The sequence below is a fragment of the Pseudomonas sp. S2_C11 genome, from assembly GCF_054668395.1.
On record NZ_CP162765.1, the window covers coordinates 1,967,662 to 1,985,056 of the forward strand.

The 17,395-nt window shown below is 61.7% G+C and carries 15 protein-coding genes, 1 pseudogene and 1 riboswitch; of the genes and pseudogenes, 4 read left to right on the plus strand and 12 right to left on the minus strand.

Translation table 11 applies throughout. The features are described from left to right. Nucleotides 1–101 precede the first annotated feature (101 nt). Together AB4N48_RS09105 and AB4N48_RS09110 are read right to left on the minus strand one after the other, a co-directional pair. On the minus strand, nucleotides 102–1,274 hold the full coding sequence (locus tag AB4N48_RS09105) for a cystathionine gamma-synthase (RefSeq protein WP_460095192.1): 1,173 nt from the start codon (nucleotides 1,272–1,274) through the stop codon (nucleotides 102–104). Next, entirely contained in the window at nucleotides 1,271–2,647 is a 1,377-nt protein-coding gene (locus AB4N48_RS09110; protein WP_129999953.1) for a pyridoxal-phosphate dependent enzyme, read from the minus strand. The genes AB4N48_RS09105 and AB4N48_RS09110 overlap by 4 nt, the downstream gene beginning before the upstream one ends. A 364-nt stretch (nucleotides 2,648–3,011) precedes the next feature. Here AB4N48_RS09110 and metE point away from each other — a divergent pair, with 364 nt between their 5' ends. Continuing rightward, nucleotides 3,012–5,300 carry a 5-methyltetrahydropteroyltriglutamate--homocysteine S-methyltransferase gene (gene metE / locus AB4N48_RS09115; RefSeq protein ID WP_460095194.1) on the plus strand — a complete coding sequence of 763 codons (2,289 nt, stop codon included), beginning with the start codon at nucleotides 3,012–3,014 and terminating at the stop codon, nucleotides 5,298–5,300. Between the two features lie 211 nt (nucleotides 5,301–5,511). Here the strand turns inward: metE and AB4N48_RS09120 are convergent. The 3 genes and pseudogenes from AB4N48_RS09120 to AB4N48_RS09130 all read right to left on the minus strand — a co-directional run. Then, nucleotides 5,512–6,180, minus strand: a pseudogene (locus AB4N48_RS09120) (ABC transporter ATP-binding protein); the annotation flags it as partial. Nucleotides 6,181–6,272: 92 nt separating this feature from the next. Beyond that, nucleotides 6,273–7,289 carry a FecCD family ABC transporter permease gene (locus tag AB4N48_RS09125; protein WP_056789371.1) on the minus strand — a complete coding sequence of 339 codons (1,017 nt, stop codon included), beginning with the start codon at nucleotides 7,287–7,289 and terminating at the stop codon, nucleotides 6,273–6,275. Next, a complete protein-coding gene (locus tag AB4N48_RS09130; protein ID WP_460095198.1) occupies nucleotides 7,286–8,299 on the minus strand; it encodes an ABC transporter substrate-binding protein in 1,014 nt (337 codons plus the stop codon). The genes AB4N48_RS09125 and AB4N48_RS09130 overlap by 4 nt, the downstream gene beginning before the upstream one ends. A 139-nt stretch (nucleotides 8,300–8,438) precedes the next feature. Further along, a riboswitch (cobalamin riboswitch) is annotated at nucleotides 8,439–8,630 on the minus strand. Between the two features lie 209 nt (nucleotides 8,631–8,839). On the opposite strand from AB4N48_RS09130, the gene AB4N48_RS09135 reads away from it, so the two are divergent. Next, entirely contained in the window at nucleotides 8,840–9,067 is a 228-nt protein-coding gene (locus AB4N48_RS09135; RefSeq protein WP_007918027.1) for a ParD-like family protein, read from the plus strand. After that, nucleotides 9,064–9,855, plus strand: coding sequence for a type I methionyl aminopeptidase (gene map / locus AB4N48_RS09140; RefSeq protein WP_073471133.1), 792 nt, complete (start codon nucleotides 9,064–9,066; stop codon nucleotides 9,853–9,855). Before AB4N48_RS09135 ends, map begins: the two co-directional genes overlap by 4 nt. 203 nt (nucleotides 9,856–10,058) lie before the next feature. Here the strand turns inward: map and AB4N48_RS09145 are convergent, their stop codons facing one another. The 5 genes from AB4N48_RS09145 to ribBA all read right to left on the minus strand — a co-directional run bounded on the left by AB4N48_RS09145 (nucleotide 10,059) and on the right by ribBA (nucleotide 15,513). Continuing rightward, the gene (locus tag AB4N48_RS09145) at nucleotides 10,059–11,213 is read right to left on the minus strand and encodes an ABC transporter ATP-binding protein (protein ID WP_406226730.1); all 1,155 of its coding nucleotides are present in this window, start codon (nucleotides 11,211–11,213) and stop codon (nucleotides 10,059–10,061) included. Nucleotides 11,214–11,230: 17 nt separating this feature from the next. Next, nucleotides 11,231–12,040 (minus strand): ABC transporter permease, encoded by an 810-nt coding sequence (locus tag AB4N48_RS09150; protein ID WP_007918021.1) that lies wholly within the window; start codon nucleotides 12,038–12,040, stop codon nucleotides 11,231–11,233. Between the two features lie 6 nt (nucleotides 12,041–12,046). Beyond that, entirely contained in the window at nucleotides 12,047–12,955 is a 909-nt protein-coding gene (locus tag AB4N48_RS09155; RefSeq protein ID WP_056789380.1) for an ABC transporter permease, read from the minus strand. Beyond that, the gene (locus AB4N48_RS09160; RefSeq protein ID WP_016775018.1) at nucleotides 12,952–13,977 is read right to left on the minus strand and encodes an ABC transporter substrate-binding protein; all 1,026 of its coding nucleotides are present in this window, start codon (nucleotides 13,975–13,977) and stop codon (nucleotides 12,952–12,954) included. The genes AB4N48_RS09155 and AB4N48_RS09160 overlap by 4 nt, the downstream gene beginning before the upstream one ends. A gap of 426 nt (nucleotides 13,978–14,403) precedes the next feature. Then, a complete protein-coding gene (ribBA, locus tag AB4N48_RS09165) occupies nucleotides 14,404–15,513 on the minus strand; it encodes a bifunctional 3,4-dihydroxy-2-butanone-4-phosphate synthase/GTP cyclohydrolase II (protein WP_460095201.1) in 1,110 nt (369 codons plus the stop codon). A gap of 68 nt (nucleotides 15,514–15,581) precedes the next feature. On the opposite strand from ribBA, the gene AB4N48_RS09170 reads away from it, so the two are divergent. Beyond that, a complete protein-coding gene (locus tag AB4N48_RS09170; protein WP_460095204.1) occupies nucleotides 15,582–15,878 on the plus strand; it encodes a DUF1330 domain-containing protein in 297 nt (98 codons plus the stop codon). A 134-nt stretch (nucleotides 15,879–16,012) separates the two neighbouring features. Here AB4N48_RS09170 and AB4N48_RS09175 read toward each other — a convergent pair whose 3' ends face one another. After that, a complete protein-coding gene (locus AB4N48_RS09175; protein ID WP_256810089.1) occupies nucleotides 16,013–16,576 on the minus strand; it encodes an NUDIX hydrolase in 564 nt (187 codons plus the stop codon). A 1-nt stretch (nucleotide 16,577) separates the two neighbouring features. Next, a complete protein-coding gene (locus tag AB4N48_RS09180; protein ID WP_042606770.1) occupies nucleotides 16,578–17,342 on the minus strand; it encodes a GntR family transcriptional regulator in 765 nt (254 codons plus the stop codon). Between the last annotated feature and the right edge of the window lie 53 nt (nucleotides 17,343–17,395).

A 17,395-nucleotide genomic window follows, 5' to 3' on the forward strand; every position in this document is an offset into this window, starting at 1 on the left:
GATTGAGTATAGGATCGGCCTCGGGAACTGCCACGGCAGAAAGATCGACGGACAAAAAAAGACGAAGCCCGCATTGCGCGGGCTTCTTTGGGTGGAGCTGTTTACATTCTTGCCAGTGCCTGAGCCAGATCGGCGCGCAGGTCTTCAACGTCTTCAACTCCGACCGACAACCGCACCAAGCCATCGCCAATACCAAGCTTGGCGCGCGTCTCCGGTGGAATCGTCGCGTGGGTCATGATCGCCGGATGCTCGATCAAGCTTTCCACGCCACCGAGGCTTTCGGCCAACGCAAAGATCTTCACGTTTTCCAGAAAGCGCCGCGCACCGGCCAGGTCGCTGTTCAGATCGACGGAAATCATCCCGCCAAAGCCACGCATCTGCCGCTTGGCCAGTTCGTGCTGCGGGTGCGACTCAAGGCCCGGATAGTAGACGCGCTTGACCTGCGGTTGCTGCTCGAGCCACTGCGCCAGATCCAGGGCGTTGCTGCAATGACGTTCCATGCGCAGCGCCAAAGTCTTCACCCCGCGCAGGGTGAGGAATGCATCGAACGGCCCGGAAATCGCCCCGACGGCGTTTTGCAGGAAACCGAGTTTTTCCGCCAGCTCGTCGTTCTGTCCGACCACGGCAATGCCGCCGATCACGTCGGAGTGGCCGTTGAGGTATTTGGTGGTCGAGTGCAGGACGATGTCGAAACCCAGCTCCAGTGGGCGCTGGATGTAGGGGCTGGCGAAGGTGTTGTCGGCCACGCAGATGATCCCCCGCGCGCGGCAGATGCGCGCAATGGCGGCCAGATCCGACAGGCTCAGCAGCGGGTTGGTCGGGGTTTCGACCATGACCATGCGCGTGTCGTCCTGCAGCGAGGCTTCGAACGCCGACAGATCGGTCAGGTCGACGAAGCTGAAACGGTGCCCGGCGCTGCGCTGGCGAACCTTGTCGAACAGGCGGAAGGTGCCGCCGTACAAGTCATTGCCGGAAACGATGTGCGAGCCTGCGTCGAGCAGTTCCAATACCGTGGAAATCGCCGCCAGCCCCGAGGCGAAGGCGAACGCGCGAGTGCCGCCTTCGAGGTCGGCGACGCAGCGCTCCAGCGCGAAGCGCGTCGGGTTGTGCGAGCGGCCGTAGTCGAACCCCTTGTGCACGCCGGGGCTGTCTTGCAGGTAGGTGGAGTTGGCGTAGATCGGCGGCATCAGCGCGCCGGTGGTCGGGTCCGGCTCCTGCCCGGCGTGGATCACCCGGGTGGCGAAGCCTTGGGATTTATCGTCGTGCTGACTCATGCAAGGGATCTCCGTAATTGGTTGAGCATGTCGGTGCGGGTGATCAGACCATGGAAGCCTGAGGCGTCGGCGATGATCGCGACGAGGCCACGGCTGAGCACCGCTTCCAGCTCGGCCAGGGTCGCAGCCGGGGCGAGGGTTTGCAGTTTGTCGGTCATCACGCTGGACACCGACTGGCTGAAGCGCGCGGCATCTTCGTGGACGCCGAGGAGGATGTCGGACTCGTCGATCACGCCCACCAGTTGCTTGCCTTCAACCAGCACCGGCAGTTGCGAAACATCCGCCAGACGCATGCGCTGAAACGCAGTGAGCAGGGTGTCGTCAGGGCCGACGCTGATCACCCGGCCGTCTTCGAAACGCCGTGCGATCAAGTCGCGCAAGTCGCCGTAGCCTTTGCGTTGCAACAGGCCTTGATCGGTCATCCACTGGTCGTTGTAGACCTTCGACAGGTAACGCGTGCCGGTGTCACAGACGAAGCTGACCACGCGTTTCGGCTCGGTCTGTTCGCGGCAATAACGCAGCGCAGCAGCGAACAGGGTGCCGGTCGATGAGCCGCCGAGAATGCCCTCGGCCTTGAGCAACTGGCGTGCATGATCGAAGCTTTCCGCATCGCTGATCGAGTAGGCGTGACGCACGCTGGACAGGTCGGTGATCGACGGAATGAAGTCTTCGCCGATACCCTCGACGGCCCACGAACCGGGCGTCGGCAAGGTGCCGTCGCGGCTGTATTGCGCCATCACCGAGCCGACCGGATCGGCCAGGACCATTTCCAGATCCGGTTGCACGCGCTTGAAGAAACGACTCAGCCCGGTCAGCGTGCCGGCCGAACCGACGCCGACGACAATGGCGTCCAGATCATGTTCGGTCTGCGCCCAGATCTCTGGCGCGGTGCTGCATTCATGGGCCAGCGGGTTGGCGGGATTGTTGAATTGGTCTGCGAAAAATGCGCCGGGAATGTCCTTGGCCAAGCGGGCGGCGACGTCCTGGTAATACTCGGGATGGCCCTTGCCGACGTCAGAACGAGTGATGTGCACTTCGGCGCCCATGGCCTTCAAGTGCAGGACCTTCTCGGTGGACATCTTGTCCGGTACCACCAGCACTACGCGATAGCCTTTGGCGCGACCGACCAGCGCCAGACCCAGACCGGTATTGCCGGCAGTGGCCTCGACAATCGTCCCGCCCGGTTGCAGGCGACCGTCACGTTCGGCAGCGTCGATCATCGCCAGACCGATACGGTCCTTGATCGAGCCGCCAGGGTTCTGCGATTCGAGTTTGAGAAACAGCGTGCACGGTCCGGTATCGAAGCGGGTGACCTGCACCAGCGGAGTATTGCCTATCAGCCCAAGCACGGCAGGGCGTGATTCCTTTGACATTTCTTCACCTCTTTATGGTGTTGATCGCGTTCCAATCGCGGGGAAAAGACTCGCGTGCAACTTAGGCGCAGACATCCTCTCTCGCAACCTCTAATCCTTGGAAAATCCAGCCATTTGGATCTAACGATAGAACGAAAACTTGCATGTTGCCCTGACGTGTTCTGATCGTTCCCACGCTCCGCGTGGGAATGCAGCCTTGGACGCTCTGCGTCCCTACGGCCAGAAGATCCCAGCCTTCGACAGCTTCTACGGGGCGCCTGTGCATGAGTAGAACTTGTGATGATCTAGAATTTATTGAGTTTGTTTCATCAAGTCCGGTTCCCGACAATACCTGCCATCGAATAAGCATCTGGAGTTGTTTGTCATGGCACTGGCCCATTCCCTGGGATTTCCGCGCATCGGTCGCGACCGCGAACTGAAGAAAGCGCAAGAGGCGTTCTGGAAAGGAGAACTGAACGAGGCGGGCCTGCGTGACGTCGGGCGTGAGCTGCGCAAGGTCCATTGGGACTTGCAGAAAAACGCCGGCATCGACTTGCTGCCGGTTGGCGATTTCGCCTGGTACGACCAAGTGCTGACCCACTCGCTGATGTTCGGCGTGATCCCCGAACGTTTCCGTCCGCACGACGGTAAAGCCACGCTGCAGACCCTGTTCAGCATGGCCCGAGGCGTCAGCAATGCTTGCTGCGGCGAAGGCCACGCTCAGGAAATGACCAAGTGGTTCGACACCAACTATCACTACCTCGTACCGGAATTCAGCGTCGATCAACAATTTCAGCTGGGTTGGGAGCAGTTGTTTGAGGAAACCGAAGAGGCCCGTGTGCTGGGGCACAACGTCAAACCGGTGATCATCGGTCCGCTGACCTATCTGTGGCTGGGTAAAACCAAAAGCGTCGACTTCGACAAGCTCGATTTGCTTGACCGCCTGCTGCCGCTGTACGGCCAGATCTTCGCGCGGCTGGCGGCGTTGGGTGTGGAGTGGGTGCAGATCGACGAGCCGATTCTGGTGCTCGATCTGCCGCAGGACTGGAAGAATGCCTTCGAGCGCGCCTACAACCAGATCCAGCGCGATCCGCTGAAAAAACTGCTCGCCACGTACTTCGGTGGCCTGGAAGAAAATCTCGGTCTGGCGGCGAACCTGCCGGTCGATGGCTTGCACATCGATCTGGTGCGCGCGCCGGATCAGTACCCGACCATTCTGGATCGTCTGCCGGCTTATAAGGTGCTGTCGCTGGGTGTGGTCAACGGTCGGAACGTCTGGCGCTGCGATCTGCAAAACGCGCTGGCGACGCTGCGCCATGCTCATGAGCGTCTGGGTGATCGTTTGTGGGTAGCACCGTCCTGTTCATTGCTGCACAGCCCGGTTGATCTGGGCCGCGAAGACCAGCTCGATGCCGAACTGAAAAGCTGGCTGGCGTTCGCCGTGCAGAAGTGCGAAGAGGTCGCCGTGCTCGCTCAAGCGGTCAGCGAACCGGAAGCGCCGAAGGTACTGCGTGCCCTCGCGCAAAGCCGTTCGGTGCAGACCAGCCGCGCTGCCTCGCCGCGTATTCACAAACCGGCGGTACAAGCGCGGGTCGCGGCGATCACTGCCAAGGATGCGCAACGCCAATCGCCGTTTGCCCAGCGTATTGCCAAACAGCGCGGCAAGCTCGACCTGCCGTTATTCCCGACCACCACCATTGGCTCGTTTCCGCAAACGGCGGCGATCCGTCTGGCGCGTCAGGCCTACAAGCAAGGCAAGCTCAGCGCGGCCGATTACACCGATGCGATGCACACGGAGATTCGCCACGCGGTGGAAATTCAAGAACGCCTCGGCCTGGATGTACTGGTGCACGGTGAGGCCGAGCGCAACGACATGGTCGAATACTTCGCCGAACAGCTCGACGGCTATGCCTTCACCCGCTTTGGCTGGGTGCAGAGCTACGGTTCGCGCTGCGTCAAACCGGCGGTGATTTTCGGCGACCTCAGCCGCCCGCAAGCGATGACGGTCGAGTGGATCCGTTACGCCCAAGGCCTAACCGACAAGGTCATGAAAGGCATGCTGACCGGCCCGGTGACCATGCTGATGTGGTCGTTCCCGCGCGAAGACGTCAGCCGCGAAGTGCAGGCACGACAACTGGCGCTGGCGATCCGTGACGAGGTGAATGATCTGGAGGCGGTGGGAATCAAAATCGTCCAGATCGACGAAGCGGCGTTCCGTGAAGGCTTGCCGTTACGCCGGGCGCAGTGGCCGGCGTATCTGCACTGGGCGAGCGAAGCGTTCCGCCTGTGCGCCTCCGGCGTGCGCGACGAAACCCAGATCCACACGCACATGTGCTACAGCGAGTTCAACGATGTGATCGAGTCGATCGCGGCGATGGACGCCGATGTCATCACCATCGAAACCTCGCGTTCGGACATGGAACTGCTCGAAGCGTTTGAAGCGTTCGCCTACCCGAACGACATCGGCCCCGGCGTGTACGACATTCACTCGCCACGGATTCCCGATGTGTCGGAAATGGTTGGCTTGCTGCGCAAGGCGGCGCAGCGTATTCCGGTGGAGCGGCTGTGGGTCAATCCGGATTGCGGGTTGAAAACCCGAGGCTGGCCAGAGACCGAGGCGGCGTTGGTGCACATGGTCAGCGCCGCGCGGCAACTGCGCAAAGAGTGGGCCTGATCCTCTATCGCCCGGGAATACATAACCTTTGTGGGAGCGAGCCTGCTCGCGAAAGCGGTGTGTCAATCGACATCAATGTTGGATGACCTGACGCCTTCGCGAGCAGGCTCGCTCCCACAGAATTCGCGTTCTCCCCGTCATTCACGGCAACACACAAATCCTTTGTGGGAGCGAGCCTGCTCGCGAAAGCGGTGTGTCAGCCACCCATGCATCAGGCAAGGAAGCGCAATATCGGCGCACCATCGAACGGGTCTGTCAGATAGTGCGCCCTGACCCCGAAAGTCGTCTGTAACCGCTCCGGCGTCAGCACGTGCAGCGGCTCGCCCAGTGCCACCAGACGCCCGCGCTCCAGCACCGCCAGGCGATCGCACTTGAGCGCCTGATTGAGATCGTGCAGGGCGATCAGCGTAGTCACCGGCAGTGCGCGCACCACTTGCAGAATGCTCAACTGATGCTGGATGTCGAGGTGGTTGGCCGGCTCGTCGAGCAGCAGGATCTGCGGGCGCTGCGCCAGTGCGCGGGCGATGTGCACGCGCTGGCGTTCCCCGCCGGAGAGGCTGCGCCAGAGGCGGTTGCGCAGGTGCACGGCGTCGACGTCGACCAGCGCTTGCTCGACGATGGCGTCATCGGCCGGCGACCACGGTTGCAGCGCCGACAACCACGGCGTCCGCCCCAGCGCCACCGCGTCGAACACGCGAATGCCATCGTCGGTATCGGCCTGTTGCTCAACCACCGCCAGCGTCTGCGCGATGCTGCGCCGCGACATCTTGCGCAGCGTCCGACCGTCGAGCTGCACCCGACCCGCGCTCGGTTCGCGCAGGCCGGCGAGCAGTTTCAGCAGCGTGGATTTACCCGAACCGTTCGGCCCGACAATGCCCAGGGTCTCGCCGCGCTCAACGTCGAGGCTGACACCGTTGAGCAACTCGGCACCGCGCACTTTGAAGCCCACATCAGCACAACTCAAAACCGTGTTCATCGCGCCGATCTCCGGCCCACCAGAATCAGCGCGAACACCGGTGCGCCGACCAGCGCAGTGATCACGCCGACCGGGATCACCTGACCCTTGATCAGGGTGCGTGACAGCACATCGGCGGCGATCAGAAACACTGCGCCGCCCAACGCACTGGCCGGCAGCAGACGGGCATGGCCGGTGCCGAGCAACAACCGCGCGGCATGGGGAATCACCAGACCGACAAAGCCGATCGAGCCGACAATCGACACCATCACCGCCGTCACCAGCGCGGCGCAGCCAATCAACAGAATTTGCACACGTCGCACTGGAATGCCGAGAGACGCCGCCGAGTCCGCACCAAAGGTGAACGCATCCAGCGCCCGGCGATGCCACAGACAAACAACCAACCCCAACACCGCCACCGGCACCGCCAGCCCCACCGACGGCCAGCGCACGCCGCCGAGATTGCCCAACAGCCAGAACATGATCCCGCGCGCCTGTTCCGAGCTGGCCGAGCGGGTGATCAGAAAAGCGGTGAGGGCGTTGAACAGCTGCGAGCCGGCAATCCCGGCCAGAATGATCTGCCCGGTGCCGCTGGCCGAGCCGCTGACTCGCGCCAACAGGATCACCAGTGCGAAAGCGGTCACCGCGCCGGCAAAAGCACCGACCGACAATGAAATCGCCCCGGCACCGACGCCGAGCAGGGCGACCATCACCGCGCCGGTCGAGGCGCCAGCAGAAATTCCCAGCAGATACGGATCGGCCAACGGATTGCGCAGCAGCGATTGCAGGATTACGCCACAGGTCGCCAGACCGGCGCCGCAGGCCGCCGCGACCAGCGCGCGGGTCAGGCGATAGTTCCAGACAATGCCTTCGTCGATCGGGTCGAGCACATAACCGGCGCCCCACAGCTTGTTCGCCAGCACCTGCAACACCACGCTCGGCTCGATCGAAGTCTCGCCAATGGCCACGCCGCCGATCAGCGCGACCGACAGCGTCAACAGCACCAGCAGCAAACGGATCAGGCGTCTGCTCATGGCGACAGGTCGTAGCCGTTGATGGCGCTGGCCAGTTGTTCGAGGCCGTCGAAGGTGCGCAGGCTGGCCTGCATGGCCATGGCGTCAAGGATGATGATGCGGTTGTGCTTGACCGCATCCATGTTGCGCGTCACCGGATCACTGCGCAGGAAGGCGAGTTTCTTCTGATAGTCGTCCGCCGGGAAACGCCGACGATCCATGCGCGCGATCACCAGAAACGTCGGGTTGGCCTTGGCGATGGTTTCCCAGCCGACGGTTGGCCATTCTTCATCCGACTCGACGACGTTGCGCACGCCGAGGGTGCTGAGCATGAAATCGGGAACGCCTTTGTGCCCGGCCACGAAAGGCTCGATGTCCATCTCGGCGCTGGAGAACCACACCAGGGCGCTGACGTCTTTGCGCTGCTGCTTTTTCGCGGTGGCGATCGACTGCGCGAGGCTGGCTTTGAGCTGCTCATTGAGCTGCTCGCCACGCGCCTGCACGTCGAAAATCGCCGCCAGTTGGCTCACGCTTTTGTAGATGCTGTCGATGCGAAACGGTGCCAGCCGCGTCCCGTCCGAACCAACGAGGTTGTCCTTGGCTTCGCAATCGGAGGGCAGCAGATAGGTCGGAATCTTCAGTTCATGAAACTGCTCGCGGGTGCCGACCGCGCCTTGCGGGCCGACCATCCATTCCAGCTCGACGGCAACCAGCTCCGGGCGTTTGGCGATCACCGCTTCGAAACTCGGCTCGTTGTCGGCGAGGCGCTCGATCCTGTCGTTCTGTGCTTTGTATGTGCCCAGCACATCGTTGAACCACAGCGAAGTGCCGACGACTTTGTCGCCCAGGCCCAAGGCATAGAGCATTTCCGTGCCGGCCTGGCCGATGGTAACCGTGCGCGCAGGCGCGTGCTGAAAGGTCAGGCTGCTGCCACAGTTTTCGACGGTCAGCGGATACGCAGTCGGCGCCGCTTGCGCCAGGGGGCAAAGATTCAGAGTGGTGAGCAGGGTGGCAACGCGGGGCAGCAGCATGGGGCAGTCTCCAAGGGAACCGTACGGGAGCGGGCGGGTACGGTTGGAAACACACCTCGGGCGCGGTCGTGGAAACTGCGCAAGGCCGGCACGGGGAAAATGCGCACGGCACGATGTCCTTCCCGGACACCCCGCCGGTTAGTCAGTCGCTGTGCCGGCAGGTCTCCTGACTGATGCGTCATTGCCACGCTCCGGCCTTCCCGGGATTCACCCAGTGGCAGTCGAGGAGCAGGCTCGGCACCTACAGTTGCGGGGGCAGTTCCGATTGATGCGTGGAGCACCTCGGATTCCCTATTAATTCCGTGTGGAAACCGGCGCGGGCATGGTAGTCGATCAGGCCGCTGATGGGGAGCCGAATCTGCTTTGGTAGGAGCTGCCAAAGGCTGCGATCTTTTGATCTGGTCTTTAACGGGCAAGATCAAAAGATCGCAGCCTTCGGCAGCTCCTACACGGGTGCGTGTTTGCGTGGCGAAGCGTTTGCAATCCGAGGGTAAGCTTGGCTAATATACGTTCCATATACACATCGTATCGGATTCATATATGGGCATCGTAAAAATCTCAGAGGACATGCACGAGAACCTGCGTATCTCCAGCAACGCCCTCAGCCGCTCGATCAACGCGCAGGCCGAGCACTGGATGCGCATCGGCATGCTCGCCGAGCTGCATCCCAATCTCGACCACAGCGCCATTTGCCGCCTGCTGATCCGCGCCGAACAGAATGGTGGGCTGGATCTGCAACAACTGACTCAGGAAGCCGTCAGCGCATGAGAAACCAGATCAAGATCAACACCCCGGCCGACATCGAAAAATCCCGCGCCGCCGGCAAACTCGCCGCTGAAGTGCTGGCAATGCTGGTGCCGCATGTGAAGGCTGGCGTGACCACCGATGAGCTGGATCGACTGTGCAACGATTACATCGTCAATGTGCAGAAGGCGGTGCCAGCCAATGTCGGTTATCACGGCTTTCCGAAAACCGTCTGCGCGTCGGTCAACGATGTGGTGTGCCACGGGATTCCATCGGGTACGCCATTGAAAGACGGCGACATCGTCAACCTCGACATCGCGGTGATCAAGGACGGCTGGTTCGGCGATACCAGTCGCATGTATGTGGTGGGCGAGGCGACTCCCGAAGCGCAGCACCTGATCAAGACCACCTACGAAGCCATGTGCGCAGGCATCCGTGCAGTGAAGCCGGGCGCAACGCTGGGCGATATCGGTTATGCGATCCAGAGCCTGGCCGAGGCGGAGGGCTTTAGCGTGGTACGCGAATACTGCGGCCACGGCATCGGCAAGGTCTATCACGACGAACCGCAGATCCTGCATTACGGCTTTCCCAATCAAGGGCTGAAGCTCAAGGCCGGAATGATTTTCACAGTGGAACCGATGCTCAATGCCGGCAAACGCCATGTGAAGAACATGCCGGATGGCTGGACCGTATTGACCAAGGATGGCTCCTTGTCGGCGCAGTGGGAGCATATGGTCGCGGTGACGGAGAGCGGGTTTGAAGTGCTGACGGCTTGGCCGGATGAGATTGAAGGGTACCGGGCCATTGGCTAATACCGTGTCGCCTGCTTGCCCTCACCCTAGCCCTCTCCCAATGGGAGAGGGGACTGACCGAGGTGTTGTTGCGAGATACGCCGACGTGCGATACCGAGTCGAACTTACATTTTGAACAGCATGAAGATCGGCTCCCTTTCCCCCTCGCCCCCCGTGGGGGAGAGGGCTGGGGTGAGGGGGTAGATCCAACTGACTCAGCGCAATCAGTGAGCCCCGGCAGCCTTGTTCAAATCGCTCTCGGTCCACTCGGTATAAACACAAGCATCCGCCGTCGCCCAGCGCACCCGTACCGGATCGCCGGCCTTGAGCGGCATGCCCGCTGCCGATAGCGCTTTCACCGTCATCGACGTCCCGCCCGCAGTCACCACGCTGCACGTCTGGCTTTCACCGAGAAACAGCACCTCCACAACGTTCGCCGACACCTCATTCCAGCCCGCCGCCAGCGGCTCATCCAGCGCCTGCTGCGTGCTCAGCGCCAAGGCCTTTTCCGGACGCACCATCAGCAGCACATCCTGATCAGTGTGCAACCCGGACGTCAGCCGAATCGACAACGACTGGCCCTCGAAACGCGCTGCTGCATTGCCTTGCGCCTTGAGCTTGAGGAAGTTCGAGTTACCTAGAAACGACGCGACAAACGCATTCGGCGGATTCTGGTAAAGGTCGTAACCACTGCCCAGACCAACGATTTTGCCGTGGCTGAAAATCGCGATGCGTTGCGACAGCCGCATGGCTTCTTCCTGGTCGTGGGTCACGTAGACGATGGTGATGCCCAGGCGCCGGTGCAGCTGGCGCAGTTCATCCTGCAAGTCCTCGCGCAGCTTCTTGTCCAGCGCGCCCAACGGTTCATCCATCAGCAGAATGCGCGGCTCGTAAACCAGCGCCCGGGCGATAGCAACACGTTGTTGCTGGCCACCGGACAGTTGCGAAGGGCGGCGTTGGGCGAACTGCTCAAGCTGCACCAGTTTCAGCATCGCATCGACGCGCTTTTCGCGCTCGGCCGCAGCCAGTTTGCGAATGGCCAGAGGGAAGGCGATGTTGTCGCGTACCGACAGATGCGGGAACAGCGAGTAACGCTGAAAAACCATGCCGATGTCGCGCTTGTGCGGCGGCACGTTGACCAGCGACTGGCCGTTGACGAGGATCTCGCCGCTGCTCGGTGTTTCAAAACCGGCGAGCATCGACAGCGTGGTGCTTTTGCCCGAGCCGCTGGAGCCCAGGAACGTGAGGAATTCACCGTCCTTGATGTCCAGCGAGATGTTATCGACGGCAGCAAAATCGCCGTAGTGCTTGTTCAGGTTGCGCAGGCTGACCAGGGGTTTGTCGCTCTGCTGGGATGCGTCTTTGATCACGGCACTCATGTCGTACTCCTGGGCGCTCAGGCGCTGATTTCGTTGCGCCGGCGCAGGGCGGCGGCGATCACCATGACCAACACTGACAGGCCGATCAGCAGCGTCGAAGCGACGGCGATCACCGGGGTCAGGTCCTGGCGCAGGGTGGTCCACATTTTCACGGGAAGGGTTTGCAGAGTCGGGCTTGCCATCATCACGCTGAGCACCACTTCGTCCCACGAAACGAGGAAGGCGAAGAGGGCGCCGGCGACCATGCCCGGACGAATCGCCGGGAACGTCACTTTGAACACCGCTTGCAAGCGCGAGGCACCGCAGATCACCGCCGCGTCTTCAATCGACTGATCGAACAGCTTCAGCGAGTTGATGATCGAGATGATGGTGAACGGCAGCGCGACGATCACATGGCTGACGACGAAGGCGAACATCGTTCCGGTGTAGCCGAGCTTGAGAAACAGCGCGTACACCGCCACGGCAATGATCACCAGCGGCACGATCATCGGCAGGGTGAACAGGCCGTAGAGCATCTCGCGGCCGGGAAAGCGTCCGCGCACCAGCGCAAACGCGGTCGGCAAACCGAGCGCCACAGCGCAGATGGTGGTCAGCACGGCGACCTTGAGGCTGGCGGCAGCGGCGTTCATCCAGTCGGGATTGGAGAAGAACTGCCCGTACCATTTCAGCGTCCAGCCCGGTGGCGGGAACACCAGCCACTGCGAGGAGCCGAACGACAGCAGCACGATGAACACGATCGGCAACAGCAAGAACAGACCGATCAGCCCGGTAGTGGCGTAGAGGCCGAAACGCATGCGCCGGCTCATGGCATTGGGGGTCAGGAGCATGTCGGCTTACCTCGCGTTACTGGCGCCAACCGGGGATTCCGGTTGAAGCTTCAGGTAGAAGTAGAACAGCACCAGGGTGATTGCGATCAGCAACGCGGCGCCGGCACTGGCCAGGCCCCAGTTGAGGAACGATTGCACCTGCTGAATGATGAACTCCGGCAGCATCATGTTCTGCGCCCCGCCGAGCAGTGCCGGGGTGACGTAGTAACCGAGCGACATCACGAACACCATCAAACCGCCGGAGGCCAGACCCGGCCGGCACAGCGGCAGGAACACCCGGAAGAAGTTGGTCCACGGACTGGCGCCGCAGATCGAGCCGGCCTGCAGGATCATCGGGTCGATGGCCTGCATGGTTGCCTGCAACGGCAGCACGATGAACGGGATCATGATGTAGCTCATGCCGATCACCACGCCGGTGAGGTTGTGCACCATCTCCAGCGGTTGATCGATGATGCCCATGGCCATCAAGGTCTTGTTGATCACGCCCGAGGCTTGCAGCAAAACCAGCCAAGAATAGGTGCGGGCGAGCAGGCTGGTCCACATCGACAGCAGCACGATGTTGAGGATCCAGCGCCCCCAGCCGCGCGGCACCAGGGTGATCGCCCAGGCCAGCGGAAAGCCCAAGAGCAGGCTGAACAGCGTCACCAGCCCGGCCACCGAAAAGGTGTTGAGCAGCACTCGCGCATAGGCCGAGTTGGCGAACAACTGTTCGTAGTTGCCGAGACCCGGCACAGGTTCCAGCACACCGCGCAACAGCAGGCCAATCAACGGCGCGAGAAAGAACAGGCCGAGGAACAGCAGCGCCGGGACGAGGTTGCCGGCGCCGCGCCAGCGTTGCTTGAAGGCCGAACCGGCAGCGCCGGCGGCGCTCCCGGTGGCAGTGGAAGGACGAGGCGCAGTGGCCGCGATTTTCATTTGACCAGCCATTCGTTCCACCGTGTCGCGATAGCCGGACCGTTCTTGGCCCAGTAAGCGAAATCAAGGGTGATCTGATCCTTGGCGTAAGCCGTCGGCAGGTTGGGGGCCAGCGTCGAATCCAGACGCTCCACACTGTCGAGGTTGACCGGCGCGTAGGCGGTCAGGTTGGAGAAGTCGGCCTGGCCTTTGGCGCTGCTGGCATTGGCGAGGAACTTCATCGCCGCATCTTTGTTTTTCGAGCCTTTGGGGATGACCAGAATGTCGGCCATGACCAGGTTCTGCTTCCAGCTCACGCCGACCGGTGCGCCGTCTTCCTGCAGGGCGTGCACCCGACCGTTCCAGAACTGGCCCATGCTCGCTTCGCCGGACGCCAGCAGTTGCTGCGACTGCGCGCCGCCGCCCCACCAGACGATGTCTTTCTTGATGGTGTCGAGTTTCTTGAAGGCGCGATCCAGATCCAGCGGGTAGAGCTTGTCAGCCGCAACGCCGTCGGCCAGTAGCGCCAGTTCGAGCACGCCGGGGCTTGGCCATTTGTACAGGGCGCGCTTGCCCGGGTAGGTCTTGGTGTCGAACAGCGCGCTCCAGTCCTGCGGCTTGTTGGCGCCGAGCTTGCCTTCGTTGTAGCCGAGGACAAAGGAGAAGAAGAATGAACCGACGCCGTGATCGCTGACAAAGCGCGGGTCGATCCTGTCGCGCTGGATCACTTTGAAATCGAGGGGTTCGAGCAGGCCTTCGGCAGCGGCGCGCAGAGCGAAGTCGGCTTCGACATCGACCACGTCCCACTGCACGTTGCCGCTTTCGACCATGGCTTTGAGTTTGCCGTAGTCGGTGGGGCCGTCCTGGACGACGGTGATGCCGCTGGCCTTGCTGAACGGATCGGCCCAGGCCTGTTTCTGCGCATCCTGGGTGCTACCGCCCCAGCTGACAAAATTCACGCTTTCGGCAGCCATTGCAGCCTGGCCGGTAACGCTGAGCAGTCCCGCGAAAAAGATCGCGGTTGCAGCTTTGTTCAACACCATGTTCACGCCCTCATTGTTGTGTTTTTGAGCGGGCCTTGCGTTGTTGCCCGCCTGTCGGGAGCAGTAGCTGGACGGTTTTTCAGGTCGCCCGGTCTATGGAATATCATATTATGGTATTCCAAACTTTGTGCAAGCACTTTGCCTTACCGGTTATCTGGCCGGTTGGTTTTTTTGAGCCGCTCGGCCTGAGATATTTTGTGAATGTGAGATCCAGCCCCTCACCCCAGCCCTCTCCCTAGGGGAGAGGGGGAAAGGGAGCCGATCTTCATGCTGTTCAAAACCCAGCCCGATTCGGTAATGGGAAAGGAGTGGATCCGTATGCTGCTCAAAGCTGAGTTCGACTCGGTATCCCAGGTCGATGTATAGCGACCGGTCAACGCGGTCGGCTCCCTCTCCCTTTGGGAGAGGGCTGGGGTGAGGGCGGCGTCATTGAGTGAACGGAATGCTCTCAACCACCTCAAGGTCATACCCGGTCAACCCCGCATACTTCAGCGGCGGACCGAGGTGGCGCAGCTTGCCAACCCCAAGGTTCTGCAGAATCTGCGCCCCCGTCCCGACCTCGGAATAAATCCGCGATTGCGAACGGCTGAACTGCCGTGGCGGTTGGGTCAACTGCGGCACGCGCTCGAGCAACGCCTGCGACGATTCATGATTGGCCAGCACCACCACAACCCCATGACCTTCCGCCGCGACCCGTTGCAACGCTGCCCAGAGGGTCCAGTTCGTCGGCCCGCTGTACTCGGCGCCGACCAGATCGCGCAGCGGATCGATCACATGCACGCGCACCAGCGTCGGTTCTTCACGGTGCAGATCGCCCATGACCATCGCCATGTGCACACCGCCTTCGATGCGATCCTCGAAGGTGATCAAACGGAAGGTGCCATGCACCGTCGGCAGCTCACGTTCGCCGATGCGTTCGATGGTGTGCTCGGTGCTCAGGCGATAGTGGATCAGGTCGGCGATGGTGCCGATCTTGATCCCGTGCTTGCGTGCGAACTGCTCCAGATCCGGGCGGCGGGCCATGGTGCCGTCGTCGTTCATCACTTCGACAATCACCGAGGCGGGGGTGAACCCGGCCAGGCGCGCCAGATCGCAACCGGCCTCGGTGTGCCCGGCGCGGGTGAGCACGCCACCTTCCTTGGCGCGCAACGGGAAGATGTGGCCTGGCTGCACCAGGTCTTCGGCGCGGGCATTTGGCGCCACGGCGGCGGCGACTGTGCAGGAGCGATCTGCGGCGGAAATGCCGGTGGTCACGCCGACCGCCGCTTCGATCGACACGGTAAATGCAGTGCTGAACACACTGCCATTGGCGGGTACCATTTGCTCCAGGCCCAGACGCTGACAATGTTCGTCGGTCAGGGTCAGGCAGATCAGCCCGCGTGCCTCGCGGGCCATGAAGCTGATAGCCTCCGGCGTGCAACGGTCGGCGGCCAGCAGCAGGTCGCCTTCGTTCTCGCGGTCTTCGTCATCGACCAGCAGGACCATTTTGCCGAGGCGATAATCTTCGATGATTTCTTCGATGCTGTTGAAGGCCATGCTGGACTCTCAGGGTTCGTTGGAAATATATTGGTATACCATAATACAAAATCAACAAAGAGGTCACTATGAAGGCGTACTGGATTGCACATGTGGATATAGCCGATGCCGAGCACTACAGCCAATACACCCAGCGCACCCCGCAGGCGATTGCCGCATTCGGCGGCAAGTTTCTGGCCAGAGGCGGGCGCAGCGAAGCGCTGGAAGGCCGGCAGACGCCGCAGCGCACAGTGATCATCGAGTTCGACAGCTACGAACAGGCCGTGGCGTGCTATCGCTCGGCGGCGTATCAGGAGGCGAAAAGTTACCGCGAAGAATGGGCGAGGGCGGAGATCATCATCGTTGAGGCCTTCACACCGATCTAAGCCGCATGATCGTTCCCACGCTCCGCGTGGGAATGCAGCCCGGGACGCTCTGCGTCCCATCCAGAGCCGAACGCGGAGCGTCCGTAGAGGCATTCCCACGCGGAGCGTGGGAATGATCAGGGGGAAGGTGATTTTTAGCGCATGAAATGGATTTTGCCGCTGTCATCATTACCCATGTAGATCCCGTAAACCCCAGCCTGGCGCTCTTCGATATAGCGCTCGAGAATCTGCCGGATCGCCGGGTAGTAGATCTGCTCCCAGGGAATCTCTTCAGGGGCGAAGAACTTGTAATCCATGGTTTCCGGCCCAAACTGCCCGGTGATCTCCAGGGCGATGGCGCGGAAGATGATGTACACCTCGCTGATCTTCGGCACGCTGAAGATCGAATACGGCGAGACGATTTCCGCGCGCACGCCGCTTTCTTCCCAGACTTCGCGCAGCGCCGCCTGCTCGGTGGTTTCACCGCTTTCCATGAAACCGGCCGGCAGCGTCCAGGTGCCCGGGCGCGGGGGGATCGCCCGTTGGCACAGGAGGTATTTGCCGTCCTGCTCAATGATGCAGCCGGCAATGATCTTCGGATTGACGTAGTGGATATAGCCGCAGCCGCGGCACATCAGGCGCTCGTGCGTATCGCCCGGCGGCGTCTGCTGACCGAGGTCAGGGCCACCGCATTTCGGGCAAAAGCTCGGGCTGAACATGTCATTGACCTATGCGGGGTTCTTTCAGCGCGATCGGCAGGGTGATCGCCGGGGTACCTTTGACGGCGACGCCGGTTTCTTCCTGTTTGCGCTTGAGGTAATCGAGGGCCACGGCAGCCGCCGCGCGGACGTGATCAACGCACGCCTGATGCGCCGCCAGCGGATCGCCGCTCTTGATCGCCTCGACCATTTTTTCCATCTCGTGATTGCTTGCGCCGCGCCGGTTTTCCTGGGACACCGAGGTCGCGCGCAGATAGCTGATGCGCGCCTGCAACTGGCGCAATTGGGTGGCGGCGACATGGTTGCCCGAGCCTTCGAGCAGCACGTCGTAGAAGCCCTGCACCGAGTCGATCACCTGTTGCAACTCGCCGTCCTTCAACGCTTTGCGGTTGTCATCGAGGGCTTTTTCCAGGGCTTTGATGTCCTTGGCTTTGGCGCGCAGGGTGAACAGCTGGACGATCAGGCCTTCGAGCACACAACGCAGTTCGTAGATATCGACGGCATCGGCGAGGGTGATGATGGCCACGCGCGGGCCTTTGGCATCGGCGAATTCGACGAGACCTTCTGATTCGAGGTGACGCAAGGCTTCGCGCACCGAAGTGCGGCTGACGCCGAGGCGATCACAGAGGTCGCGTTCGACCAGGCGATCGCCTGGCATGAGCTGGAAATTCATGATCGCGCTACGCAGTTTGTCCAGCACGATTTCGCGCAGGGTAACGGGGTTGCGATTGACCTTGAAGCTGTCGTCGAGTGGCTGGCGTTTCATGGGGTCCGCTCTTGAGCTTGGCTGTCCATGCCAGACGGGCATCAAAACAGCCG

Coding starts and splice junctions, on each gene's coding strand:
- AB4N48_RS09170 (WP_460095204.1), top strand. CDS start 15,582: ATGAAGGCGTACTGGATTGCACATGTGGATATAGCCGATGCCGAGCAC.
- metE (WP_460095194.1), top strand. CDS start 3,012: ATGGCACTGGCCCATTCCCTGGGATTTCCGCGCATCGGTCGCGACCGC.
- AB4N48_RS09125 (WP_056789371.1), bottom strand. CDS start 7,289: ATGAGCAGACGCCTGATCCGTTTGCTGCTGGTGCTGTTGACGCTGTCG.
- AB4N48_RS09160 (WP_016775018.1), bottom strand. CDS start 13,977: ATGGTGTTGAACAAAGCTGCAACCGCGATCTTTTTCGCGGGACTGCTC.
- map (WP_073471133.1), top strand. CDS start 9,064: ATGAGAAACCAGATCAAGATCAACACCCCGGCCGACATCGAAAAATCC.
- AB4N48_RS09180 (WP_042606770.1), bottom strand. CDS start 17,342: ATGAAACGCCAGCCACTCGACGACAGCTTCAAGGTCAATCGCAACCCC.
- AB4N48_RS09135 (WP_007918027.1), top strand. CDS start 8,840: ATGGGCATCGTAAAAATCTCAGAGGACATGCACGAGAACCTGCGTATC.
- AB4N48_RS09145 (WP_406226730.1), bottom strand. CDS start 11,213: ATGAGTGCCGTGATCAAAGACGCATCCCAGCAGAGCGACAAACCCCTG.
- AB4N48_RS09155 (WP_056789380.1), bottom strand. CDS start 12,955: ATGAAAATCGCGGCCACTGCGCCTCGTCCTTCCACTGCCACCGGGAGC.
- AB4N48_RS09105 (WP_460095192.1), bottom strand. CDS start 1,274: ATGAGTCAGCACGACGATAAATCCCAAGGCTTCGCCACCCGGGTGATC.
- AB4N48_RS09110 (WP_129999953.1), bottom strand. CDS start 2,647: ATGTCAAAGGAATCACGCCCTGCCGTGCTTGGGCTGATAGGCAATACT.
- AB4N48_RS09175 (WP_256810089.1), bottom strand. CDS start 16,576: ATGTTCAGCCCGAGCTTTTGCCCGAAATGCGGTGGCCCTGACCTCGGT.
- AB4N48_RS09150 (WP_007918021.1), bottom strand. CDS start 12,040: ATGCTCCTGACCCCCAATGCCATGAGCCGGCGCATGCGTTTCGGCCTC.
- ribBA (WP_460095201.1), bottom strand. CDS start 15,513: ATGGCCTTCAACAGCATCGAAGAAATCATCGAAGATTATCGCCTCGGC.
- AB4N48_RS09130 (WP_460095198.1), bottom strand. CDS start 8,299: ATGCTGCTGCCCCGCGTTGCCACCCTGCTCACCACTCTGAATCTTTGC.